Annotated in this window: 32 protein-coding genes; 16 read left to right on the top strand and 16 right to left on the bottom strand. The window is 61.6% G+C overall.

Annotated features, from left to right (window positions below):
• Positions 1-17: 17 nt before the first annotated feature.
• On the bottom strand, positions 18-950 hold the full coding sequence (locus CB0101_RS12195) for a sigma-70 family RNA polymerase sigma factor (RefSeq protein WP_010303081.1): 933 nt from the start codon (positions 948-950) through the stop codon (positions 18-20).
• A 392-nt stretch (positions 951-1,342) separates the two neighbouring features.
• Between CB0101_RS12195 and CB0101_RS12190 the strand changes: the two genes are divergently transcribed.
• The 3 genes from CB0101_RS12190 to CB0101_RS12180 all read left to right on the top strand — a co-directional run bounded on the left by CB0101_RS12190 (position 1,343) and on the right by CB0101_RS12180 (position 5,885).
• Positions 1,343-2,338: a hypothetical protein gene (locus CB0101_RS12190; RefSeq protein ID WP_010303077.1), complete on the top strand. Its 996-nt coding sequence runs from the start codon at positions 1,343-1,345 to the stop codon at positions 2,336-2,338.
• A 62-nt stretch (positions 2,339-2,400) separates the two neighbouring features.
• Entirely contained in the window at positions 2,401-4,110 is a 1,710-nt protein-coding gene (locus CB0101_RS12185; RefSeq protein ID WP_010303074.1) for a DnaB-like helicase C-terminal domain-containing protein, read from the top strand.
• Positions 4,111-4,157: 47 nt separating this feature from the next.
• Positions 4,158-5,885 (top strand): DNA primase, encoded by a 1,728-nt coding sequence (locus CB0101_RS12180; protein ID WP_168187982.1) that lies wholly within the window; start codon positions 4,158-4,160, stop codon positions 5,883-5,885.
• 156 nt (positions 5,886-6,041) lie between these two features.
• Here CB0101_RS12180 and CB0101_RS15480 read toward each other — a convergent pair whose 3' ends face one another.
• On the bottom strand, positions 6,042-6,197 hold the full coding sequence (locus tag CB0101_RS15480) for a hypothetical protein (RefSeq protein ID WP_168187918.1): 156 nt from the start codon (positions 6,195-6,197) through the stop codon (positions 6,042-6,044).
• On the opposite strand from CB0101_RS15480, the gene CB0101_RS12175 reads away from it, so the two are divergent.
• The 4 genes from CB0101_RS12175 (at position 6,196) to CB0101_RS12160 (ending at position 8,394) form a co-directional block, all read left to right on the top strand.
• Positions 6,196-6,564, top strand: a complete 369-nt coding sequence (locus CB0101_RS12175) for a hypothetical protein (RefSeq protein ID WP_136644138.1) — start codon at positions 6,196-6,198, stop codon at positions 6,562-6,564. The genes CB0101_RS15480 and CB0101_RS12175 overlap by 2 nt on opposite strands.
• A 511-nt stretch (positions 6,565-7,075) precedes the next feature.
• Positions 7,076-7,249: a hypothetical protein gene (locus CB0101_RS15475; protein ID WP_168187981.1), complete on the top strand. Its 174-nt coding sequence runs from the start codon at positions 7,076-7,078 to the stop codon at positions 7,247-7,249.
• Between the two features lie 479 nt (positions 7,250-7,728).
• A complete protein-coding gene (locus tag CB0101_RS12165; protein ID WP_136644292.1) occupies positions 7,729-8,052 on the top strand; it encodes a hypothetical protein in 324 nt (107 codons plus the stop codon).
• A gap of 78 nt (positions 8,053-8,130) precedes the next feature.
• On the top strand, positions 8,131-8,394 hold the full coding sequence (locus CB0101_RS12160) for a hypothetical protein (RefSeq protein ID WP_050778723.1): 264 nt from the start codon (positions 8,131-8,133) through the stop codon (positions 8,392-8,394).
• A gap of 19 nt (positions 8,395-8,413) precedes the next feature.
• Here the strand turns inward: CB0101_RS12160 and CB0101_RS12155 are convergent, their stop codons facing one another.
• From CB0101_RS12155 to CB0101_RS12140, 4 genes are all read right to left on the bottom strand, one after another.
• On the bottom strand, positions 8,414-9,520 hold the full coding sequence (locus CB0101_RS12155) for a DUF4912 domain-containing protein (protein WP_010303039.1): 1,107 nt from the start codon (positions 9,518-9,520) through the stop codon (positions 8,414-8,416).
• Positions 9,521-9,624: 104 nt separating this feature from the next.
• Entirely contained in the window at positions 9,625-9,858 is a 234-nt protein-coding gene (locus CB0101_RS12150; RefSeq protein WP_029552698.1) for a DUF2811 domain-containing protein, read from the bottom strand.
• 392 nt (positions 9,859-10,250) lie between these two features.
• Positions 10,251-10,610: a hypothetical protein gene (locus CB0101_RS12145; protein WP_010302790.1), complete on the bottom strand. Its 360-nt coding sequence runs from the start codon at positions 10,608-10,610 to the stop codon at positions 10,251-10,253.
• A gap of 71 nt (positions 10,611-10,681) precedes the next feature.
• Complete coding sequence (locus CB0101_RS12140) at positions 10,682-10,957, bottom strand: cell division protein SepF (protein ID WP_246833764.1); 276 nt, start codon at positions 10,955-10,957, stop codon at positions 10,682-10,684.
• A 52-nt stretch (positions 10,958-11,009) separates the two neighbouring features.
• Here CB0101_RS12140 and CB0101_RS12135 point away from each other — a divergent pair, with 52 nt between their 5' ends.
• Both CB0101_RS12135 and CB0101_RS12130 read left to right on the top strand, forming a co-directional pair.
• Positions 11,010-11,324, top strand: a complete 315-nt coding sequence (locus tag CB0101_RS12135; protein WP_246833763.1) for a hypothetical protein — start codon at positions 11,010-11,012, stop codon at positions 11,322-11,324.
• A 478-nt stretch (positions 11,325-11,802) separates the two neighbouring features.
• Positions 11,803-12,003 carry a hypothetical protein gene (locus tag CB0101_RS12130; protein WP_136644137.1) on the top strand — a complete coding sequence of 67 codons (201 nt, stop codon included), beginning with the start codon at positions 11,803-11,805 and terminating at the stop codon, positions 12,001-12,003.
• Between the two features lie 990 nt (positions 12,004-12,993).
• On the opposite strand, the gene CB0101_RS12125 is transcribed toward CB0101_RS12130, so the two are convergent.
• The 6 genes from CB0101_RS12125 to CB0101_RS12100 form a co-directional block, all read right to left on the bottom strand.
• Positions 12,994-13,791 (bottom strand): winged helix-turn-helix domain-containing protein, encoded by a 798-nt coding sequence (locus CB0101_RS12125; RefSeq protein ID WP_010302770.1) that lies wholly within the window; start codon positions 13,789-13,791, stop codon positions 12,994-12,996.
• 993 nt (positions 13,792-14,784) lie between these two features.
• Positions 14,785-15,168 carry a gamma-glutamylcyclotransferase family protein gene (locus tag CB0101_RS12120; RefSeq protein ID WP_136644136.1) on the bottom strand — a complete coding sequence of 128 codons (384 nt, stop codon included), beginning with the start codon at positions 15,166-15,168 and terminating at the stop codon, positions 14,785-14,787.
• A 20-nt stretch (positions 15,169-15,188) separates the two neighbouring features.
• Positions 15,189-15,428, bottom strand: a complete 240-nt coding sequence (locus tag CB0101_RS12115; protein ID WP_010302990.1) for a hypothetical protein — start codon at positions 15,426-15,428, stop codon at positions 15,189-15,191.
• 146 nt (positions 15,429-15,574) lie between these two features.
• The gene (gene rpaB, locus CB0101_RS12110; RefSeq protein ID WP_010302987.1) at positions 15,575-16,339 is read right to left on the bottom strand and encodes a response regulator transcription factor RpaB; all 765 of its coding nucleotides are present in this window, start codon (positions 16,337-16,339) and stop codon (positions 15,575-15,577) included.
• 45 nt (positions 16,340-16,384) lie between these two features.
• Positions 16,385-16,636, bottom strand: a complete 252-nt coding sequence (locus CB0101_RS12105; RefSeq protein WP_010302984.1) for a DUF3136 domain-containing protein — start codon at positions 16,634-16,636, stop codon at positions 16,385-16,387.
• A gap of 563 nt (positions 16,637-17,199) precedes the next feature.
• Positions 17,200-17,658, bottom strand: a complete 459-nt coding sequence (locus CB0101_RS12100; RefSeq protein ID WP_136644135.1) for a hypothetical protein — start codon at positions 17,656-17,658, stop codon at positions 17,200-17,202.
• A 602-nt stretch (positions 17,659-18,260) separates the two neighbouring features.
• Here CB0101_RS12100 and CB0101_RS12095 point away from each other — a divergent pair.
• The 5 genes from CB0101_RS12095 (at position 18,261) to CB0101_RS12075 (ending at position 20,999) form a co-directional block, all read left to right on the top strand.
• Positions 18,261-18,749: an SLOG family protein gene (locus tag CB0101_RS12095; protein ID WP_010302974.1), complete on the top strand. Its 489-nt coding sequence runs from the start codon at positions 18,261-18,263 to the stop codon at positions 18,747-18,749.
• Positions 18,750-18,787: 38 nt separating this feature from the next.
• Positions 18,788-19,441: a siphovirus Gp157 family protein gene (locus tag CB0101_RS12090; protein ID WP_010302970.1), complete on the top strand. Its 654-nt coding sequence runs from the start codon at positions 18,788-18,790 to the stop codon at positions 19,439-19,441.
• Positions 19,442-19,525: 84 nt separating this feature from the next.
• Positions 19,526-20,392, top strand: coding sequence for an RAD52 family DNA repair protein (locus CB0101_RS12085; RefSeq protein ID WP_010302965.1), 867 nt, complete (start codon positions 19,526-19,528; stop codon positions 20,390-20,392).
• Between the two features lie 47 nt (positions 20,393-20,439).
• Positions 20,440-20,679: a DUF433 domain-containing protein gene (locus tag CB0101_RS12080; RefSeq protein WP_010302960.1), complete on the top strand. Its 240-nt coding sequence runs from the start codon at positions 20,440-20,442 to the stop codon at positions 20,677-20,679.
• Complete coding sequence (locus CB0101_RS12075; RefSeq protein WP_010302956.1) at positions 20,679-20,999, top strand: hypothetical protein; 321 nt, start codon at positions 20,679-20,681, stop codon at positions 20,997-20,999. Before CB0101_RS12080 ends, CB0101_RS12075 begins: the two co-directional genes overlap by 1 nt.
• 61 nt (positions 21,000-21,060) lie before the next feature.
• Here CB0101_RS12075 and CB0101_RS12070 read toward each other — a convergent pair whose 3' ends face one another.
• The 4 genes from CB0101_RS12070 to CB0101_RS12055 form a co-directional block, all read right to left on the bottom strand.
• On the bottom strand, positions 21,061-21,273 hold the full coding sequence (locus tag CB0101_RS12070; RefSeq protein ID WP_010302954.1) for a hypothetical protein: 213 nt from the start codon (positions 21,271-21,273) through the stop codon (positions 21,061-21,063).
• 276 nt (positions 21,274-21,549) lie between these two features.
• Entirely contained in the window at positions 21,550-21,750 is a 201-nt protein-coding gene (locus CB0101_RS12065) for a hypothetical protein (protein ID WP_010302952.1), read from the bottom strand.
• Between the two features lie 196 nt (positions 21,751-21,946).
• Entirely contained in the window at positions 21,947-22,174 is a 228-nt protein-coding gene (locus CB0101_RS12060) for a hypothetical protein (protein WP_246833762.1), read from the bottom strand.
• A 104-nt stretch (positions 22,175-22,278) separates the two neighbouring features.
• Positions 22,279-22,608 carry a hypothetical protein gene (locus CB0101_RS12055; RefSeq protein ID WP_136644134.1) on the bottom strand — a complete coding sequence of 110 codons (330 nt, stop codon included), beginning with the start codon at positions 22,606-22,608 and terminating at the stop codon, positions 22,279-22,281.
• Between the two features lie 82 nt (positions 22,609-22,690).
• Between CB0101_RS12055 and CB0101_RS12050 the strand changes: the two genes are divergently transcribed.
• Positions 22,691-22,906, top strand: a complete 216-nt coding sequence (locus CB0101_RS12050; RefSeq protein WP_010302948.1) for a hypothetical protein — start codon at positions 22,691-22,693, stop codon at positions 22,904-22,906.
• A 145-nt stretch (positions 22,907-23,051) separates the two neighbouring features.
• Positions 23,052-23,255: a Nif11-like leader peptide family natural product precursor gene (locus tag CB0101_RS12045; RefSeq protein WP_010302945.1), complete on the top strand. Its 204-nt coding sequence runs from the start codon at positions 23,052-23,054 to the stop codon at positions 23,253-23,255.
• Positions 23,256-23,258: the final 3 nt, after the last annotated feature.

Raw genomic sequence — 23,258 nt, 5'->3', positions numbered from 1 at the left:
CAGTGGCTGGTGATGGATCAGAGCTGAATCTTGAGGTTGTGACCGGTGGCGGCCTGGCGCAACTTGTCCAGGGCGGTTGCTTCCAACTGTTCCAGCTGCTCGCGCTGCATCCCGCCCATGGAGCGGCGCAGCTGACAGGGGCTCAGAGGCGGCCGGCGCAGGTAGCGGTTGCGAATCAGGCGGTGCTCCTGTTCATCCAGGCAGCTCATCAACTGCGGCAGGGACGCGTGTTGTGGGTCGGGCTCTTGTGTCAGCTGCTGTTCGGCCGCTTGCTGCAGGGAGGCCAGATCAAGCCGGCTACATCCACCTTTTTCGTCACCCTCTTCCTCTGCACCATCCAGGGATCCGGTGCGGGTGGCATCCCACTGGCGGATGAACTCCGCCAGCTGCTCCGCGCTCATCGCTTTGCCATCGAACTTGAGCTGGGCGGCCAGCCACTCCAACGCTGGCTCATCGCCCGTGGTGGCCTGATGTTGTTGGCTCAATCGCAGAGCCTTGAGCACCACCGCTGCTTTCTCTGCCGGGAAGCGGATTGCGCGCTTGGCGCGTTGTTCGAATTCGGTGAACCCCCGCCGCACCCAGAAGGTGGCGTAGGTGGAGAACCGATAACCCTTGGCCGGATCAAATTTCTCGGCGGCCCGCACCAGATTCAGCGCCGCTTCCTGCAGCGCATCGGCAGTGGTGTCGTCATGGGCGGGAAGGCTGCAGCGATGGCGCCCCCAGGTGTGAGCCACCAGGCCGAGGTTGTGGCGCACCAGTTGTTCTCGGGCCCGCAGGGCACTGCGGCGCACAGGTTTCGGTGCATGGCTTGGGCCATCGGGGTGTTGCTGCCAGCGCTGAATCCGGCGCGACAGCTCCATCACCGTGCGCTCGCACAGCGGGCGATGGGCACTGCTTGTGTTCAGCCAGGTCTTCACGGTGGAGGCAACGGGGGCATGACGGGCAGGCATGGGGAAGGGCGGCAACTGCCGCGAGCATTCCCCGTGGTTTCACCCTTGCGCCGCTGGCTCGTGTTGGGTTACTGCGATGGCGTGAGTGATGCACCCCATGCCTCACCTCCGCGGTGGATCGTGTTGAGCAGTGCTTCACCCCGTGTATCAGTGACTGCTGCACCCCGTGCCTCAGGGGTGATGCATCCCGTGCAGCACATCTATATCTCTCAAAGGGTTTAGAGAATCAATCCAAAACAACAGCCCCGAGCAGACCAACAGCCGGCTCTGTGGGGAAGAGGGAATCAGGGGACGTGCTCGATCAGAGCAAGCAATCGCTCTCGATGTCGAGCAACAAGACACCACCAGTAGCCTTCCGCACCTCGTCAGGAGCAGGTCCTCCTGAGACCCCCGTGCAGTTCTTCTGCATCCGCACTGAGGCGATCCGCCAGACCTACAGGGCCCTGCAATCCCTCAACGAGCAGCGCCAGGGATCGCTGCGGCCTGGACGGGTGATGCGCGTCGCGCAGCTCTACGGCTATTTGCAGTGGCGCAGCCGGGGCAAGCGCCAGGTTCAGGTGACGTTGCGGGATCTGGGAGCGGCATGGCTGGTGCAACCACGCCTGTTGCGCGCTGATCTTGAGGACCTGCAGAGCCTCGGCTGGTTGCGCTTTCGCAGTGATGCCAATGGCACCACGGTGCAACTCCTGAGCGATGCCCAATGCGACGAGATCACGGCGGAGGACAGCAACCCTGCAGTGGAGGAGTACTGGGAGGACGGTTCGGATGTTGAGCCCAAGAGCACACCCGCGCACAACCCGTTAATCGCTCGGTTTGTTGCCACCTACAACCAGCACAAACCCCAGAGCTGGCCGGCCTACAACCCCACGGGATCGGCCCTGGCCGGCCGGCTGCAGAAGGCGATCCGCCACGCCGGTGGCGCCGAGGACTTCTGGGCGGTGCTGATCCAGGCGCTACGGCGCATGCCTGAGTTCTGGCGCCTCACCTACCCCCAGGGCCGCAGCGGTGTGGACTGCGCCACGGTGCTCTTCTCCGCGGATCGCAAGGCGGCGGGCCTGGGGGTGGAGTTCTGGCATGTCTTCTGCTGGGGCAGCCAGAGCCAGACGGCTGGTTTATCGGGTCCATACACCCAACGGCTCTCGAGCGGCATCGGTGGGAACACTCCAGAGGTGGGCTCTGGGGTTGCACCGGCCGCACAGGAGAGCGATCTGACCAAAGCCAACCGTCTGCTCTTTTGGAACCGCGATCACTGGCATGGCCGGGGGATCGAGGCCGCCAAGCTCGATCGCCGCGAAAAGCAGCGGTTGGCAGAGCTGCTCGAGGCCCAGGGAGAAGGCACACCGGGCGCCGCCGCCGCCCAATTCAGCCAGCCCCCCAGACAGCACTGATTAGGGGCAAAGCCCCTCACGCCAACGCAACCCCAACTGCCCTGTTCATCGCCCAGCAGGCCATGTCTGACTCCAACACCAAATCGAACGCCGCCGTCATCACTGGCGACAACGCCGCTCATCAGCCGGAGATCCAGGCCACGATGCTCGGCGCCTTCGATCCGTCGCTGATTCAACGGCTGATCGATGAAGGGGTGTTCATCGAGACCGCCGCTGGCTTGATGGCGGCTGAGGTCCCGGACGTGCCGGCCGATCACTCCCTGGCGGAGCACGAGAAGAATCTCCTGGCGGCCGTCCTGGTTGGAACCGACGACCAACGCGAGCGCTGGGGTCTCTTCCGCCGCGCCATTGGCCTGCGGTTTGACGAGGTGGTGCCCGGCTCGATCTGGACCCAACCGGGGCTCAGGGCCCTGGCCCTGGAGATCGATGAGCTCTTCCGCGGCCGCCGCGACATTGATGTGCTCAATGCCAACGCCATCCGTGAGGACTTGCGCCAACGCGCCCTGGAAGGCCGCTTCCGCGGGTCGCTCTTTCAGCTGGAGGAGGCGCTTTCGGAGGTGATCGCCTGGGGTGATGACGGCCTGATCCACCCGGAGCTGGACTTCAAAATCGCCTGCCGTCTCTTCCAGAGCGCCAAGGCACGGGCGCTGTTTTATCCAGGCCTGCGCAAGCTCCTGGCGCGTGAGCAGATCGACTGCGGCATCGATGGCGAACTCGAGAGCTGCCGCCAGCTCCTCAATGACGCCACCTCGATCACCGCGGGGCGTTATCGCCAGAGCTTCCAGGTCTGCAGCGAGGCCGATGCCAGGCGCGAGTGCCTCGCGCTGGCTTCCCTCCCGGCAGAGCAACGCCCCAAGCCGATCTCCACGGGGATTCCCTCGCTGGACATCGACATGCGCGGTGGCGTGCTCCCGGGAACAGGCGACAGCACCTGGGTGTTGGCGGCAAAGTCCGGTGTGGGCAAAACCACTGTTGGCATTGCCGCCGCGATGGGTCTGGCGATCAACGGCGCCTCGGTGTTGGTGCTCTCCTGTGAACTGAGCCGCCGGGCCATCGGCGCACGGCTATTGGCCAACTACTGCCGCCGCGCCAGCGGGGTGTTCACGCCGCGCTACTCAGCCAATGAATTGGAGGGCCGCGGTGAGGTGATCGAGGGCCGCGATTTCGAGTACCTCAACCAGCTCTCTGCTCAGTTCGAACAAAGCATTGCCCCCAACGGGCAGCGGATGGGCCGGGTGCTCTACCAGTCGCACTTCTCCGCCACGGTGGAAGAGCTGGCGGCTCTGGTGGAGGACTGCAAAAGCGCTCACCCAGAGCTGGCGGCGGTGGTGCTCGATCACTTCCACGCCATGGGCCCCACGCCTGGTTACGGCAGCAACACCACCGCTGAATTGGCTGCCCGTGCAACCGCCATCAAGGCCCTGGCCGGCCGCTGTGAACTCGATGTGTTCGTGGTGGCGCAGCTGAACCGCGGCGCCTACGGCAACCCCACCGGCCCCGATGTCTCCCACCTGGCGGGGACATCAGAACTCGAGCGATATGCCTCGGCGGTGTGGCTGATCGATCGGCCCAAGGTGGATGAATTCAGCAAGCCCAAGCCGGGTGTGCTCGAAATCCACCACGGCAAGTTCCGCCACGGCCAGATGAGCGGAGAAAACGACTGCAGCAAAACCACGATCCGCATGGACCGAGCCCACTGCTACCTGGAGGCCGATGAAGCCCGGCATCTCTTCCTTGGCAGTGATCTCTACCCCGGGGTGGAGTGCCTATGAGCAGCACTGGCATAGCCAACGGCAGTGGCCAAGCCACCTTTCATCGGGTGGTTGCAGGTACGGACCGGCGCGCACCCAGCGGGCACCCCTCGGGTCGCCCGGCTGGGCTGCTTACGCCAACGGTGTTGGAGAGCGTGCGCGAGCGGGCCCAGGTGATGGATCTCTTTGGCCCCAGCGAGCTCAAGAAAGCGGGCCGTGATTTCGTGGCCCGTTGCCCTTGGCATGACGACCGCCACCCATCGCTCACGGTGAGCACCACTCGTAACCGGGTGCATTGCTTTGTCTGCGGCAAGGGCACCGATGCCATCGGCTGGCTGCAGGACCGGCAGGGGCTGAGCTTTCAGGAAGCAGTGCTGGAGCTCGCTCGCCGCACTGGCGTCAGCGTCGCTGAGGGTGATCCCGAGGCACAGGAGCGCTTTGAGCAGGAGTGGCGCGAGCGCAGGGCACTGATGGCCAAGCGCACCGAGCAGCGCACCCAGTTCCACCAGGCTCTGGTGCAACAGCTCGAGCAGGGCGGCGATGGCGCCGACTACCTCCAGGCCCGTGGCATCAGTGCCGACACCGCTCGCGCCTGGCAGCTGGGTTTTGCCGGTGGGCGCCTGGTCATCCCCCTGAACGATGCCTCTGGTCAGACGGTGGGCTTCTGCGGCCGCGCCACCGGTAACCAGGAACCCAAGTACCGCAACAGCCCGAACGACCTGTTGTTCCAGCGCAATGGGCTGGTGTTCGGGCTGGATCAGGCAGCCGATGCCGTCCGTAAAGAGGGCACGGCGTTGTTGGTGGAGGGACCGCTGGATGTGATCCAGCTCCACCAGGCCGGGTTCACGAATGCCGTGGCTTGTCTTGGCACGAGCGTGTCGGCGTTGCAGTTGCAGCTCCTCAGGCGACAGGGGATGAAGCACCTCCTGATTGCCCTTGATGGGGACAAGGCTGGGCAGGCGGCGACAGAGAAGCTGCTTGAGCAGTTGCAACCCCAGCTGATGGCCGGCGGGCTTAGTGCCTCGGTGGCGCAGCTGCCCGATGGTCAGGACGCCGATGGGCTGCTCCGCAGCAATGGATCACCAGCCATCGAGGGACTGATCGCTGGTGCACGGCACTGGCTGGAGTGGCGCTTCGATCGACTCTTGGCACCTCTGTCAGCGAGCACCGGCGAGGCATCACTCGAAACCCTGCAAGCGGTGGAGCGCAACGGTCAGGCCCTGGTGGAGCAGCTGCCCGACGGAGTCCTTCGCCGCTCAGCGGAGCAACGCCTGGAGATGGCCTTACGCAGTAGCGGCGAGCAGACCCCTGGGACCTTGCCTCCTGCCGCTGCAGCCGCTGAACCCCACACAGCTACAGCCCGCCGGCGCGCCGAGCGCAGGGCCCTGCGGCTGTTCGTCCATGCACCCGACTGTCGTGAATTGCTGCAGTGCCTCACGTTTCAGGACCCGTCTTGTCGTTCGGCGATGGAGTGGTTGGGCAGCCTGGCGGTGGTGGCAATGGAGCGCCCCATGGCACCAATGGCGCTTGAGCTCTCCTCACGCGTTCCGGGCGCCGTGGGGGCCGAGCTCGCACTGTCAGCAGCGCCGGGACCTGATGTGATCTCGGCGTTGCAACGGGAGCCTCAGGAGGAACTGCAGGCCTTGTTGGATCTGCTCGAGCCGATGGGTCCTCACACGTCAGAACCTCATCCAACGGTGGAAGAGAACAGCCCGGAACAAGCTCGGATCACCAATTGGTTTGGGACAACAGTTGCCTGTCCGCTGACTGGTGATGACAGCTTTGCGGGCGCCTAAGCCAAAACACGCCGCTCGGGCAGCAGACAGGACGCCAGGAGCAATTCCATGGCGGTTTTGAGGATGGCCAGCGAAGTCAGTGTGACGAGCAGACGAAGCATGGGCTCAAATGCAAGGGTTCGGGATATTCGGTGTCGTGAACCGGCTTAAAAGCCATTAAGACTTCAGCTGCGCCTGAATCGCTTGGTTGGTGCTGGCTTTCTCGCTGAACCAGGCCTTGAGGAGATCTTTAGCGAGAGCGCGAAGGGCTTCAGGGTCGCTCTGAGCATCGATGTCGCGCTTGAGGCGTTCAACCTCAAAGGTTTGCGCCATGGTCAGCTCGATCGGGGCCATCGGTTGGATGCGATGGGACAGGCAGAACCTATGGCGTTTCACGCTTGAGATCGTCACCTGGACTACCGAATACCTGCTCTGTCAGCAGCCACAAACGGTGACTGTTTGTGACACACTCGGCTCCGGCACGCGCTGCCTGGCTGTATTCGCTAGGACACACGAACGATGGATTGATGTCATGCGCCTGAGTTGGAGTCAGCACCTGGCAGCCGCCAGAACACTCGAACTTGCCGGGCGTGAACAGACGGGTACAGCGCTTGCCTTGATGGGGATGGCGCTCGTGATGCTTCTCCAGGACCTCCAGGGCATCAGCGCATCAGAGTCATCGGCTACAGATCAGTCCTGAGCCAGGTTGTTCTGGTAACAGCAACGACATTTTCCAGGAATCTTCCACAACATCCTGTGTTAGTTGAGCCACGGAAGTCGATCGATTCCATAGTTTGTGAGGACTTGCTGTTGCGTTCGTGTCGGATTTCCAGCACTCCGTCCAGCCAGCCAGCTTGAAATGGCAAGAAGACGGCGAGCTCTCTGCTCAGGACATTTTCAACCTGGTGTGCAGGCTGCGAGGGGTGGAGCCCGGCGAGAACAGCAATGAGCTGTGGCGACTGGGGCAGAAATATCCAAGGACCACACGCCGCCGTCCGCAAGCCAGTTGATTCGCTTGCACATGACGCACGAGGGCGATGGCAGCAGATTCGGAAGAGCACTGATCAAAGAGGCTAATCAGACCAGTTAATCCGTCTGATTGAAGCGTTCTTTTCGCTGTTGATTTGCCCACATCCACCTAATGCGTAGTTTTTGCTACGAAGAAACAGATGCCCGTCGATAACGTTGGCGCGTTGTTCACTGATGTGGTCATGTCGAGCACGCAAGAACTCACAATTGGCCAGCAGTTTGAGGTGGAACGCTTTTCTCGGGCGATTGACGCCACTGCGGATCCCGAGCAGCTGAAGGCTTTGGCGAAACAGTTGCTGCAGGCCTGGCATACGCAGAAGGCCGCCACCGAATGGGTGAAGTCTCAGCAGCTCTGATGGTCCATTGCATGACAACAGAGTCCAACAGTGCCTGGTGCTGATGCGTATGAGCGATTGTTCTGGGTCATCATCACGCCATACCCATCAGCGGCTCGTGCAGGAACGGACTCGCAGACTCCTGACTCAGCTTGACCAGGATCATCTCCGCCGGCGCATGGCGCTCGAGCCCCAACGTGCCGCTCAGGTTGATCAGGAGATGGTCCAGACGTTTGGATCATGGTTCGATCCTCAGTCATTGAATCGGCCAAGGCTGCTCTGGAACCGCAGCCATGGCGATGATTAAATCCGCCGCCAGGATCTGCTAACGCAGCACTCAAAAGGACGTGAAACGCACAATTCATGCGCTGGCGAATTGCAACAGTTGATGAAACTTTCTTTTGACAATGCGCACCTCACGTTCGATCGAGCTGCTCTCTGCGCGTTCCAGCGGATCAGGCGCCACATTTTTCTCTGAGCCGCTCGCCAGCGATGAAACCTTGATCGCGGAAGTTCGCCATAGCGAACGCGGCCAACTGTTTTGCCACCGCTTTCAGACCGATCAGTTGCAGGTGATCAGCGGCAGTCTGGATCTGATCGTGTTGCAAGATCGGCGCCTGCGTTGCATTCATCTGCGTGAGGATGAGCCGATCTGGCTGCGGATTCCACCCGGAGTGCCCCACGGTGCCATCAACCGCAGTTCACGTCCGGCGGTTGTGGTGAATGCGGTGCTGCGTCATGGCGCCAGTGATCCGCGTGACTACCAGCCGCGGGCGGTTCCCAGGGCTCTTGCCCAGATGTGGTCCGACCTGCAAGCGGCCTGAGAGCAGGGATGAAGGAGTTCGGGCGGAGACTTGCCCAAGGGCCAGGTGCCGTGTCTGGATGGTTGTTGCTTGCCCGCGATGACGCCCGAACTCGCCGCTTGCGTTTTGGAGGGGCTGCTCCTTTTGCATGAGGAGTTGTCGGTGGATCCAGAGGCCCCCTGGTACGTGGGGACGCCGGATCAGACGCAGGTGTTGCATGACGAGCTTTGGTTGCTGGCTGGTCAGCTCAATCCCAGCTCCAGCGCGGCACTGGTGGAGGCTTGGTACAGCTCCGGCCGATCTGCCTTGCTGCCCGTTGAATGCACGGGAGAGCTGGTGAGCAGCCGTCATCAGGCGGCCTGAACTGGCTGAGCTTCTTGGTTCAGAACCACTCCAGAACCGCATCCTCTTTGCGGTTCACCCGCGCCTGGGGTGTGCGGCGCTCGAACTCCAGACGAATCGAGCGCTCCTGTTCACCATCGGCGGCCACGGCCTTGATCGGATACAGCTGCTCGCCATCGCGGAAGGGCACATGCACCCGGAAGGTGCCATCGGCCTCAAGGGGAATCTCCTGCTCACCGATGGACAGGCGTGCGCTGGGTTCAGTGGCGCCGTAAACGATCAGCTCCGCATCAGCCACCAGCCAGAAGGAGCGCGGCCGCACGATGCCGCTGCCTGATTCGCTGCGGCCGCTGGCCCAGAGGCCGGCGCCGGAATCGTTGAGGGCGCCGCTGCGCGCAGAATCCTGATCCCACTCATGTAGCACTTCTGATCCCACGCGGCGGCTGCGCAGGCTGCCTGCGGTGGCCAGTTGATAGATCCGCTCGTGCTCCACCCCACCGCTCACCACCGGCTGGGCTGCGGCCATCACGGGTGCATCCAGGCAGAAAGGCACAAAGGCATCGGCCACCACGGATGCAGGCTCCAGCGCTGGCATCCGCGCCACCGAGGAGGTGGCCAAGGAGAACCAGCCTCCAGCTTTGGTGCGGTAGCCGAGTTCCACGCGGTAATCGCGGTCGCTCACGGGCATCGGAAGATGCCATTCCCGCGCGCCGCTGCTCACCACCAGCTCCTGCAGGGTGTGGGGATGGGCAGCGCCGAGGGGCAGCCCGGTGACATCCGCCACCCGCAGTGCCAGTTGCGTGGCACCCGCGGCGTTGGCGCGCTCCTCATCGCTGCTGCTGATCTCCCAGAACACATACGCCCACTGGGGATCACGGGGCAGGAAGGTGATGTGACTGGGCAGCTCTGGCGTGGCTGCAGCAGAAGAAGAAGCGGCTGACTCGAGCTTTTCGGGAGCGGTGATCACCGCAGGTCTTGAGGCCTCTGGTTGGCTCATCGCCTCAATCAGACCGTCTTTGGTTAAGCGGCTGTAGCCGCCAAGGCCGATGCGTTTAGCCAGCTCCCGCAGTTGGATCAACGTGCGGCCGCCCAGCTCACTGAGGCTGTTGCCGTTGAACTCACCACCAGAAGCCGCCATCTCACCCATCTCCAATGTGGCCAGATCATCGCCTGAAGTTCAGCGCTTAAGCGGGCTGCGTCAGCAGATCGGCATCGCTCGGAGCATGGCCAGCACAGGCTTCCTGCCGTGCCTCAGCGCGCCGCGATCTCGGGTTTGCGGAACAGGCCATCGAGGTAGTGGCGCACCACTGGCTTGTCCTGACAGCCCTGTTGAAACAGAAACCCCGCCAGCGCTGATTGCATCAGCCGGTACTGGTCCCACTGGGGGTGTTGTTCGATGAATCCCACCATCGATTCGAACAAGTCCGCCGGGAATTGGTTTTCCACACTCACATGCGGAGCCAACGCATCAGGAACCTCTGCCAACCAACACCTCATCCGATCACTCACCCATCAGCGCATAGCGGTGGTTGCGCCGTCAAAAGCCACTCTCACTGTGAGATGCACGGGCCATTGTCGTGGGACTGACTGCGCTGCAATGGTTCATACCGATTGATCGATGGACGCCCCCAGCTGTTCTGCAGCGCGCTTCCCGGCTGTCAAGGGGAGAACCGTTTTCCAGAAGAAACCCTGAAGAAGCTGTTGACAGCCTGCGTCTGTCATTGGACGCATGTGGAAAAACTGTGGAAAAGGTGTGCGGCCCTGTGGGTTGGCCCACGGTTGAGGGGTGCTGATCAATAGCAGCGGCGGTGCAAGCAATCGCGATCAGAGGCCGATCTGCTGCTCGCTCCCCATTGACCGGCGGCTGCCTGGCCCGCTCATCCAGGGATCGCCTGATGCCCCACCGGCCCATCGCGATCGGAGCGATAGCGGAGCCCGCTCTCAGGCAGCAGTTGTTGCAACCGCTCGAGCAGCCGCTCGAGCACGCCACGGCTCAGCGGCGCCCCGTGGCCCATGCCTTCTCGGCTGGTGACCAACACGCCAAGCTCACCGCGGCCCTTGAGCTCCAGCAACACCTGCACAGGCACAGCCGCACTGCTGGGCATCAAGGCCAGGGAGGCATTGCGCTGATCGAGCCAGGTGAAGGTGCCGGCATGGCCTGGATCCAGCTGCTCGAGCACCAGACGCAGCTCCCGATCGCCAGGCACTCCCGTGAGGATCGCTTCCAGGCGGGCCAAGCGCTACGGATCGAGGGAACTCGATTGTGCATGCTCCAGCGCACCACGGGCTGGTTGATGAACCGATGGGTTCAGCTGTGGCTGAGCGTCACGCCAGCTGGAGCGAACAGAAAGGTGCACTCCCCGATGCGCTCTACCTGACCATCAAGAGCGCTGACGGCGCCGGATAGGAAATCGATGATGCGCTGGGCTTCTGCCGGTGCGGCGTCATCGAGTTGGAGCAACACGCAATGGCGTTGGCGGATGGCCTCCACCGCCTCTTGGGCGTCGCTGAGCTTGTGGCTGCGCAGGATCGTGACCTGCGGGAGCCACACCCCAAAGGGGGTTTCCATGCGGAGCGCTGCCAATCCCTCAGACAGTGTTGTTGAACACCCTCGGAGCCCTCGCCAGGCGACAAGGATGGTTTCTCAACTGGTGGATGGACCGGAGATGACGGGTGCTGCCACAAGGGTTCGTGTGCATCACCACCACGTGCCTGCGGAGCGCCGCTACCGGTTGATTGATGGCTGCTGCGAACCCCATGCGCAGCTCGATGGTGAGTATCAGAGCATCGATGAGGCGATCGGTGAGGCCATCAATTGGTTGCTGGCATCGACGGGCGGCGATGAGCAGAGCTGGATCGGCGTTGAGGTCTGCACCGGCAACGGCGACTGGCGGACCTGCCGCCTGCCGATGCCGCTGCTTTGCGAACTGCGGGCAGGTCCTACCAGCTGATGGTGGTGTAGGTGATGACAGCGGTGGGCGCGAACCCTGCGCTCACCTGGCATCTGGCTTGTTCGCCCTCAGCTGTGGCTTGGGTGTAATGAATCAGGGCTTGGTCGGCGGCTTGATCAGCACTCAGGTGCGGCGCAGTGGACGGGGGTTGAGCAGTGGCCGTGTCGGCGCGCATTGGGAACAGACTTTCATCGACGCTATAAAACGACTTTGTCAATTTAGGTAGCAACAGCTACCAAATACCTGAGATTTGTTCACTGTGATACAGCTCTCGCGATTGGGGGGCTTGTGTCTTGCCTCTGCGGTTCAAGAGGTAACGGCGAGAGCCGATCGCCCATCGAGCATGTGCTCCCGCTCACATCAGCTGGCACGGCGAATGAAATGGCAGCAGCGTTGATGTGGCGATCGGCAGCTGATTCAGGTCGCTACAGGATTGGCCATGACAACAGAAGATCTCAGCGGTGTCCCTGACCCTGGCTTGACGCTTGTCGCTGGGGATGGGGCGGCCATGGAGAGCGAGTCGAGCTACCGGGAGCGTGAGGAGCGCTACCGGAGCTCTGAGGAATACGCCGCCATGCAACGGCACTATCCACAATTGCGTTTCTGGATCTCTCGCTGCCCTGGCTCTGATCTGGTGGGAGGAATGCGCCCCGATGGTTTAGGTCACCCGCAGGGATGAACAGCGATTGTCAACGCCCCAGGCATCGGTTCAGCGACCCAGGGGGAAACTGTTATTAACACAACATAATGCAGTCGGACAGAGAGGATCGGCGGGTTTTTGATTGACTGATCCCAAAGTCAAGTGATCGATTTCAGTAAGACGTTCATTTTGGTGTGAGTCTGAATGGATTGAGCTCATCGGAATCCATGGTCATCATTCAACGGCGTGATGCGTTCACAGGCCTGTGGGTTGATGTTGTCTCACGTCATTCCATCTGGAACGCCCAACGAACAGCCAGGAAGCGATGCAGAGTCACCGGTCACGACTTCAGGCTCATCGCAGCGCATAGTGGAGCTGTGCTGGAAACAGCGTTGGCCAGTGAACTCGGTCGCTGTTGTCCGATTGACAGCAAGATGACTAAACGTGCGCACTTTGGTTTTGAAGTGGAGACATGAGCAGGATTCTGTTGTGATGACGACCATTTAGCAGGGGTGGAGACCGTGATCCCACAATCTTCCAGAGAATGGACGCGATCAGGCCATCTCTGTCGCTTAGATAGAGAGAGATCAGAACACGTGACGATGTTCATTATTGAATGTCTTCATCCGGATGGATGGCGGCAAAAAGGCCGCACTGCTCAGGAGTACTGGGCGTATCAAGAGGCACAGGTCCGTTCCTGCTCAGACGGACGGACATACCGGATTATTGATGCCACAAGCCATCTCGTGGTCGCGATGGTGTCAGGCTGTCAGTCCAAAAAGAAGCAGGCCTCTGGGTCCTTGCTACTGACGTGACTGGCTGAGGGCGGCAAAGATCCAGGCCAACAAGGTGGACACGGCTGCCCCGCATGCCAAGGCAGCGATCAAGAGGTCAGTCCGCTCCATCAAGCCACATTGGCAGAGCCATCAATGGGCGCACTGCGCAACGCCTGCACGGTGTGGGATTGCTGTTGGTAGCGCCATGCGTACGTTGAAAACACAGCGCATGGTCGTGGATGGAAGAGCAGTCTTACGAAGGTGGAAGCCCCCATTGACGTGCTCGCCAGGATTCCAGATCTGCAACGCCAGCACCTCCGTTCTCCTGCTTGGCATCTGGATCATGATGAAGTCGACCAAACATGTAGCCCACACCTCGGATGGTCAGGATTAATTCCGGATCGTCTGGATCCACCTCAAGTTTGGCTCTGAGACGTGAAACAGCTGAATCAACCAATCTGCGCATTGAGATGAATTCGGAGTCATACCCCCAGACGGTTTGCACAAGTTCTCGACGAGTGAGCGTTTCACCGGCGTGACTGATGAGTACCTCCAGTAACTTCATCTCCAAGTCCGTCAGCCTGATGCGTTGCTGACCGCGGAATGCTTGACGACGCTGGAAGTCGAGATGCAAATCTCCCAGGATTAAACCCTGGGGCGCACGATCTTCATCCTGATCAAGTACGACCTCTGAGTGGCGGTTGATTCGCCTTAGGACCGCCCTGATCCGCGCCTCCAGCTCCCTGACGCTAAAGGGCTTGACCACAACATCATCAGCGCCAAGCTGGAGTGCTGTTACGCGTTCTCTGACCTCGTCATTGGCTTTAAGAAGGATGAGTGGTGTATTGGAGTGTTGGCGTAGTGTCATCAGGCTATAGAGCCACATCTCACCATCCAGGATGATCAGATGTGGGCAGGTGAGACGCAACAGGCTTAACGCGTCAGCGATATGATCAGCCGCAAGGACGCTGTGCCCAAGTGTGATCAAGCGACTCGGTAGTTCTTCGCGGATTGAGTCGTCCAGATCGACGGTCAGAATGCGCGCAGACATCGCTCTTGGTTTTGATATTGCATGGAGCCGTGAGCATCCCTGCAGAACGCGGTGTGATCTGAAATGATCTGGGTGACCGATCCCTGTATCGAAAAGCCTGGCAACGTCGCGGATCGCAGTAATCGATACGGTTCTCTGACTTTCAACAACGCCTTAAGAAGGAGCCTGCACTGACATGGAGCCTTAGTAGCTATTGCGGTTGAGCGCATGCCAGTACAGGCCACGCCAATCAGGCCGAGCGGATCCTGCGGCTCGATCTGCGCCGCCCCCGCTGTGCGCTGCGGAGGTGAGGCGTTCAGCTGCAACGGCGGATAACCAACAGGTCATCGCAACGGCAAGATATCCCATGTAACCGGGGCAATGATTGAACTCTGATTGCATTGATTCACCGATGTCAGTTCAGGACGAACATGGTGGCTTTAGTGAGTATTGGTGCCTATTAAGGGCTTCATCCAGACCGCCAAATGAGTAGTGATTGTCACATCCAGCGGTGACTCTGTCAGCTTTGATTGACTTGTGCAGGCGATAGCGCCTGTGTACTGGGTCTGGCTTCATGTTCAGGATCTAGTCGATCTGTTCATTCGCTCTCGCCATTGCGATGGAAATTCTCTTTGTTGCCCTGATCTGTACCGCCGCCTCAGTCGCAGCAGCTCGCATGGGGCGCGGGTGACGCTTTCAAGTGTCGGGGGTCGTTGGATGACGAGCCCCACGATCGAGATCACCAAGCGTTCCGCAGCGCAGAAAGCGATAGTGGGACCTGGTCACGCTGTCGACGGCAACCCAGTCAGCAATTACCCTGTCGTTTAAATCCAGCACGCGGTGGCTCCTCCCATGTTGAGCCGTGCGTGTACGCGCTGCTGCTAGGGCGCGAAAGTGTGTTCGATAGATATGTTCGTCAACAAGTTGCCATCGCCCGGCAACCTGCTCCTCAAGTCGAAACATCGGGATTGAGCGGCTGATCACAGCCTGCCTCAACCCTGAACTGGTGCCAGTTTATTTAACCTCTGCCTTGGGATCAGCATTACGGAGTCGATGCTTCTGGTCTTGACGTTCGATGTAGACCCAGGCGCGCCCCCCGGACTCCAGTGGTGCCTGTACGCGTTCGTAGTCATCAACTTCATAGGCATCCGCTTGGCTCAACTCCTCTTCCGTAACCTCAAATACAGTCCCTGGCACACGATGCCGGACATTGCCGGTTGCTCGAATCATCGGGTGTGTCGCCTGTCCGCTGACTTCGACAACCTTCGCATCCGTAATCTTGATGGCAGTGACGATGTAGCCAATGATCTCGTCGGGATGACCCTGCAAGAGCCTCCCAAAGGTGCTGAGCTGGACTCGTTCCTGCTGCAACGTCCCGTAAGAGAACAGTTGATGCATCTGCTGACCCTCAGTAGTGGTCATGTCTGCCACTGTTGGCTCCAGCCATGCGTGCTCAAGTAAATCGAGAAGGCCTGCGCTTCTGACAGCGATTTCAGGTAAATCAGTTCAACGACCTTGCGTTCACCGTGGGCTTGCTCGACTTCATGCCTGGCGGTGTATTGCCGATCGGTATTCTGAAGAATGATCCACTCTCCGCGATAAGGCGTCGCTTGATGAATGAGTGTGGCGAGTCGCGGAGTTCGATACTGCGTGGTCATGGCTGGACAGATTGCAGAGCAGGGGAGTGCTGAGCGCTTCAAGCGATCTCTAGCTCAAGCATTCGTGGTCAATGCGCACCACTGCGTATGCATTGGTACCGCAGGACAAATGTTCATCACTTGCCGCTTGATCGTTCAAGCCTCGATCAAACCGCCGCGATGGATGCAGGCGCAACGTTGGAGTGCAGCCGCTGGAACATGTAGCCCATGCCCCGGGCCGTGAGGATCAGCTCTGGATTGAGCGGATCGGGTTCCAGCTTGCCGCGTAGGCGGGAGATGTGGACATCCACCACACGGCTGTCGGAGGCGCGCTCGGGCTTGTAACCCCAGACCGCCTCCAGCATGTCGAGGCGGTTGATCGGTTCGCCGTTGCGGCTGATCAACAGCTCCAGCAAGTGAAATTCCATCCCCGTCAGGCGGATGCGCTCGCCGCAGCGGAAGGCCTGCCGGCGATTGAAATCAACGCTGAGATCACCAACCGCGATCACATTGGAGCTGGCTGAGCCAACGCTGGATCCGCCCTGGCCCTGACTTGCCCTGCGCATCACGCATTGGATGCGTGCCTCCAGCTCCTTGGGGCTAAAGGGTTTGACCATGTAATCGTCGGCGCCCAGCTCCAGCCCAGTGATGCGATCGGCCACATCGCCCAGGGCGGTGAGCATGATCACTGGAACTTCCGATTGCGCCCGGATGCGCTCGAGCACCGCAAAGCCATCGAGCTCGGGCATCATCACGTCGAGCACCACCACATCGGGTTCAACGCTGCGGAACAGCTCCAGTGCTTCTGTGCCATCCTGAGCAGCAGCCACCTGGTGGCCTTGCATCGCCAGGCGGGTTTCAAGGATGCGGCGAATGTTGGCTTCGTCGTCCGCAATCAAGATCTTGAGCGGCTCTTGAATGGTCTCCGGCATAGAAGGATTCGACTCAGGTGGTGAATAAACAGATGGCGGCGGTCGTCAGCCAGCCAGCGCTTGCTGTTGGTCCACATCCCGCTTGACCATGGCGTAATGCACCACTGGGTCGTGGTATTGACGCGGCAGGGTGGTGTGCAGCAACTGCAGGCGATTCCAGCAGACGGTGCGTTGGATTTTGTTCAGCGACGTTCCGTCTTGCACCAACATCCGCAAGGCCTTGCAATACGCCGGGTAGCTCGCTTCTAATTGAGCCACGGTGAGTGCCGGAGCTGCTGCGGTCTTGATCGACTTCATCAGTGCTAGTAAGAACCGCTCGCGGGCTGAATCCCAGCGAACCTACGCGTCCTGAGGTCAGCACAGAAGTCTTGACAGACCAAGGACTCCATGCTCAGGCGTTGTTCTTTTGTTGTTGGCGCTACATCAAGCCCGGTGAAAGCGAGTGACAGGCCCAATGCACACTTGAATAAGGACGGCAATCTAAAGAAATCCCAAAGAAGTTTTGCGCGGTGTTTCCACGCGGATTCTCCGGTCTGCTCCCAACAGAAAGCCCTCGGCGGGTGAACCGAGGGCTTTCCGGAGCGGCCTGGCGAGGGAGATGGGCGCTCAAGCAGGTGCGGCTGTCTCGTCAGCACCTGCGTGGATTGTGCGCCTTCTCGACGGCTGCGTCATCCCCGTTCAACGAATGCTCACTGTTGATCGCTGTAAGGGCAAGTCGCAGCGCGCCCTTGCACTTTGTTCATCACCTGAGCCATGACCGAGCGGTGCTCGTTCACCAGCCGGGAGCGGTTCTCACCCCCCGGCGGTCCTATGGCGCAGCACCGGGCCTTACTCCTTACACCGCGGCCCCCCTCTTGTTCTCACCAAGGCAGTGGCCCCCGACCCGCCGCGGCGTTGCAGCCCACCTGGGAGCCGAGCAGTGCACCGAGGGGAATCGCCCAGGCCCGGCCGTCATCCCGTGACATGGCGTAGGCGACAGCGCCACCACCGAGGCCACCGATCAAGCGGCCGGTGTTGCAGCGCTGGGCCTGTTGCTCTGGGGTGAGGGGCGGGGTGCCATAGGCCTGATACCCGTTGCCTGTTTGTGCGCCGTAGCCCGAGCCGTAGCTCTGGCCTGAATTGCCCGTCCACCACGGGCGCGGCGCTGATGGCGCAGCGGCGGGATAGTCCTGAACGCTGCCAGTCCAGCGCGATTGCGGGATGGGCCAGGGGCGTGCCATCGCCATCTGCGGCAGCAATGCGCTGATGGCTGCGGAGACGCCGAGGCAGCTGAGCGCCGTCCGTTGCAGCCAACGGCGCGAAAGCGGGAAGCCGGTCATGTCGTTTGAGGCGGTGTGCGAGGAGGCCAGAGCAGCCGCGCTGCTTGACCTGTCACCAGCCAAATCCGACCTGCCAGAGGAAGGGTGACTGAACCTGGATCAGGATCTGACCAGATGCGACTGTCTGATCCATCTGCCGTAAGCGCTCTGTCGCCACCCGGCGGCGGGGGTTGAGGATGTCACACGGCGCCAGGGCTTCGCGAGCCGGCGTAGCCGCTGCGCGGACACCGGCCCTGGCGCTCGCGTGATCATTGCCTTCCTTGCCGCCGCCGGGATGTGTGGCGTTGGTTCATCACGCCAAGCGTCCTCCCGCGGCTGCGGTGGCCCGGCGCATTGAGGCCCGCCTGAGGCTCCTGGAAGCGCTTGTGGTGGCTGCGTTCCGAGCGCTTGATAGATACTCGGCTTTCAGAAGATTTGCCCCGCTGCTGATACCCCAGGTGCCTGGATCTAGAGCCGTAAAGATTCAAGAAGAGAGCCTCGCAGGTCCCGTCTCACCTGGCGCATAGTACGCCCGTACTGGTACAATAAGAAGGTGATCAAGGGATGGTCTCCGCTGTTGCTGGAGCCCTTGAAAGAAATCCTTCTACGCTCATTTCCTTCCCATGCTTTCGCTTGCCCAGGCCGCCGCATTGGCGCCGCCTGATCCTTCTCTGTTTGCCTCAATCGTTCTGCCAGGCAGCGGCCAGCTCGTGGTTGTGGCTGGTGGTGGCCGTGATCTCGCCTGGCCCTCCGAGCTGATTGCCACCCATCTCCTGCGCGCCACCCGTGGTCGCCTGGTGCAGGCCCTGCTCCATGGCGCTGCCCGAGGGGCGGATCAAGCCATTGCCGCCGCCGCCGATCAGCTGGGCTGGCCGCAGATCGCTTGCCCTGCGGCCTGGAGCGAGCACGGCCGCGCCGCAGGCCCGATCCGCAATCGCCAGATGCTCGAGCGCTCATTGGATCTGGCCTCCGCTCTCCCCCTGGGGGCTGGCCTTCTGGTGATCGGCTTCCCCGGTTCCCGTGGGACCACCTCCCTGCTCGATCAGGCAAAGCGCCTCAGCCGCCGCTCGGCCATTCCCATCGAGGTGATCCAAATCCCTCAGGCGGCATAGGCCTCATCCCTTCTTCCCCCATTCCTCACACCCCAGCCATGTCTGTCGCCATTCCCGTCACCACACCTCCCGCCGATACCCTCCAGCTCCCCACCCTCTGGGAGCTCGGCACCGATCTCCAGGCCGAAACCTCTTGGATTGCTCGCCTCTCTGAACGCCTCGATACCGAGGACGACGACGAGCGCGCCCTCGCCATTGCTGATCTCGAGGAATCCCTCGCCCTGGAAGACAACAAACGCGAGGCCTTTCTCCGCAAAGCCGATGCCACCTGTTGGGTGATCGAACGCCTCCGCGCAGAAGCCAGCTACCACTCCGGCCAATCCAAGCGCTTCTCAGCCCTCGCCAAACGAGAAGACAACCGCGCTGACGCCCTCGAATCCACCCTCATCCATCTCCTCTCCCGCCTCGATCCATCCGCCACCGCCCACAACCTCCTCGATCACCGCCTCACCTCCCGCACCACAGAAGCCATCGAGATCGATGACCCCGATCTCCTCCCCCCAGATCTCCTCACCACCCAAACCACCACCACCCCCAACAAAACCTCCATCAAGGCCCGCATCCGCTCCGTCATCTCATCCGCCATCTCAGGCCTCCCCAAACCAGAAGCCGCCCACCTCGCCTTCTCCCTCTCCGCAACCGCCGTCCCCGGCGCACGCCTCATCAAACGTCGCCACTGGTCCATCACCTAGCCCCCACAGGGGGCCTCGTAATGGGGTTTTGCAGGTGCGGGCCCCACTCCCTTTTTTCCACTCCACACACACCACTTCATCGCCATGGCCATCACATCCACAGCCACTACCCACTCCGCTCCAATTCGCCGCAACGCCACCAGCCGGCCACCCACAACGCTCCAGCTGCTGCGCGAAACCCTCAGCCAAGACGCTGCTCAACCATCGCCCGCCTCTGCAACCGCCCATAGCGAGGGGGCCCCTGGCCCCGGCTTTAGTGAGAGGCAGGTGGCGTTGCTTTCGGCACCGTTGGATCGGGCCCATGTGCGGCAGCGGGAGCAGGGGCGCAGCCGGGTGAGCTACCTCGAGGGGTGGCAGGTGATTGCAGAGGCCAACCGCATCTTTGGGTTTGACGGCTGGGAGCGCTGCACCCTGATCAGCCGTTGCGTGGCGGAACACGAACGCCCGATTGGGCGTGATCGCAAAAACGGTTGGGGTGTGACCTACACGGCCCGGGTGCGCATCACGGTGACCGCCGGCAATCGCACCCTGATCCGCGAGGGCTCAGGCGCCGGCCATGGCATTGATGCCGACAAGGGCCTGGCCCATGAATCGGCGCTGAAGGAAGCGGAGACCGATGCCACCAAACGGGCGTTGATGACCTTTGGCAATCCCTTTGGCCTGGCGCTCTACGACAAGCAGCAACGGCAGGTGAGCGATGGCAAGCCGGTGGCAGCTGCAACTAAAAGCCCATCGGCTGAGATGGCTGATGTTCCCCTTCAGCCTTCGGCGATCACTGGGCTGCAAGAGCGGATCAAGGCCCTCGCCCCTGCTCGGCTCGAGGCCTTCTCCAAGGGCTTTCGCACTGCCTTCCAGGTGCCCGATACCCAGCCATCCCTGGCGGGGCTGATCACCACTAGCCGGCACAAGCGATGGATCGAGGGATTCCTGGCTGAAACCGCTACCGCCTGATTCCGGCAACCTGCCTACGATCTCTTTGGCCCTTTGAGGCAGCCGCCATGTCGACAACCAGCCAGCTGGATTGGGCGGACTGCTCCGCCGTGGAACGGGACCCCCAGCGCGTGAGCGGCGCCTGGGTGTTCCGCGGCACGCGCATCCCGGTGGCGGCACTGTTTCAGAACCTCGAGGACGGCGTTTCCCTCACGGAGTTCGTGGAGATCTTCCCTGGGGTGACGATCGAGCAGGCACGGCTGGTGCTCGAGCACGCCGCCAGAAGCACAGCTGTAGCCCTGGCGTAGTGCGCATCCTGTTTGACCAGGGAACACCTGCCCCCCTGCGGCGATCCCTCACGGCCCATGTGGTGAGCACGGCCTATGAGCAGGGCTGGTCCACCGTGACCAATGGCGATCTGATCCGCCTGGCTGAGCAGCAAGGCTTTGAACTGCTGATTACCACTGACACCAACCTGCGCTATCAGCAGAACCTTCAGGAGCGCACCATCGCGATTCTTGTGCTCTCAACCACCAGCTGGCCGCGGATCAGAGCTGCCGCCGATCAGGTGGTGGAGGTGGTGGCTGATCTGAGCGCAGGCGACTACTGCGAACTCCGCATCCCCTGAGCTTCCCTATGGAAACAGCAGACAAGGCCGGAAATATCCGGCCTGACCAACAGCGGGACGATCAAGCCCCCTGCTGCCTCATGGCATCCGCTTGGCGTTCAAGCCAATAGGCCGCGGTGTTGGAGAGGGAGCGCCCTTGCTCCGAACTGGTCTCAATCAGTGCCTGATACGTCGACCAGGGAAGGGTGATCGTGAGCCGCTGGGGCTTGCGACTGGCGATCCCGAGCGACGGGGATGCCTGGTTACGAAGTAAGCGGAGACGTGCCTCGGACATCTCAGTTAGATGAATTGCGAAGAAATTATTAAACAGCGCCTAGCTCAGTCATGCCCACAAATGGGGGGGGTAAATGTTGTCTCGGTGGAGCCTTGTATCCACATGCACCACTAGTTGCCCATGCATTTTGCGAATAGTCGAGGTCTCGCCTGGTTTCTTCAGATGCCTATACAGATTTTGCATATTTCCCATCTGCAGTAGATCTGCTGCATCTGATCGATTGCTTTTTGTTGCATGAGGGCTCTAAGAGCTGCGCTCTGCTGTGGCTGCACGCCTTCATGCGTGCGGGAACAAGCCGTCATGCAGATTATGCATGGCATTGAGCAGCACCGTGCTCCCAACAGCCCAGATCAGCGCTACGAACCAGCCGCGTTTCCCGTGGTCCTCGGCGCCTTTCCACATCGCGCCCTGCACCGTGAAGGCAATGAACAGGCCAAATGCCTGCAAGAGCCACAGAAGCGGGTAGTAGGCGTGCATCACGGTGCTGCATGCAGACTCGACTCTCGCGCATCAGCCCGGCTTGCGCTATTCCCTGATGAGGGGATGGCTGGATGGATGCCCCGATCGGTTGGAGGTGGTGGCTGACCGCTCTGCAGGCGACACCTGCGAATTGCGCATCCCATGACCTGCCCAACGGGAGCAGCAGAAAAGGCCGGCACTGCCGGCCTGGCCCTCAGCGGGCCTGATGAGCCTGGAACTCCAGCTCTTGATCGGCCTCAATCGCTCGATCAATCGCCTCCACCCTTGCGAGAAACACCGCCATCGCAGGCAGCAGCTCCTCCTCCAGCAAGGCGATCTCTTCCTCTCCATAGGGATGATCGATCCAGGGCCTGGGGATCAAGAGCCCTTTGGCGGTGTGGGTGGCAAGCAGCCATTCCACGGCCCGATAGCAGGACTCCACCAACCCAACAGGATCCTCAGGACCAAAACCAACGGCATGGCTGACCATGACGAACTGACGCCTTCCGGCGCAGCGACGGGACGCCTTCAGGACCGCTCCGCCAGTCAAGGGGCGAGTCCTTCCGCTGATGCGCGGTGAGCACCGGCCCCGCCGGGGCGATCGCGCCACAGCAACCAGTCAGCTCGCCGCGCGTCAGCCCTTGACCAGGGGCGATCCTGGAGGTGCCCGGCGCGGCGCTTCTGGTGGTGCGACTTGAGCCGGTGGGGTGCATCTGGCGGACTGCTCGCCATCTCGGTGATCCACTCCTGGCCATAGGCCTTGAGGCTCTCCCTTCTGGTCCGCACCAGCAATCGGCTCACCCCACAGCCGCGGCGGCGCGTGCCATGGAAGCGGCGTGGACCCTCCCAGCGTGCCCACTGCGTCAGAGGCGGCAAGGATCAGGCCGGGCCGCTGCGCGGTCCTTGCCGCCTCCGCCACAGCGGGCCTCGGTCGGGGTGTTCCACGCCTTCCCCTTCCATGGCACGCCCCACCGCTCCCTGCTGCGAGATCCGCTTCCTGGTGCTGCACACCTATCCCGATGGCATCAAGGCCTATGGCCATGAGCGCATCACCACCCCCATCGGTCGCCGCGGGAAGCCCGTCAAAAAGCTCCGCCTGATTCCTGCAGAAGATGCCCATGCCATGGCCCGGCACTTCCAGGGTCAAAAGGGCACCACGGTCTCCGTGATCTGAGACACCTCGGGAGGCTCCGCCTCCCGCCGGCCGGTATCCCGGCCGGTTTTCTCTGTGCTGACGCAGGGTCTGGCGGAGTGTGATCTGCGGAACCTGGCGCACTCCAGACGCCCTTGGCATGGTGAGAGACCCAGGGGTCCATCCCATGAGCTGGTCAGAGCTGGAGCGTTTTGTGGCCGATGTGGAGGCTGATGCAGCGCTCCAACGCGCTCTCAAGCACTGCCGCTCCCGCAAGGAGCTGATCCTGGCGGCACGGCGACTGGGCTACCGGATCACGCGCATTGATCTGCAGCGCGCGTGGCAGGAGGAGCAGCTGGAGCCTCAAGGACCTGCTGAAGCGAGCCGCTGAACC

Source organism: Synechococcus sp. CB0101 (genome assembly GCF_000179235.2).
Classification (GTDB): Bacteria; Cyanobacteriota; Cyanobacteriia; order PCC-6307; family Cyanobiaceae; genus Vulcanococcus.
This window is presented reverse-complemented; position numbering and strand designations above follow the sequence as displayed.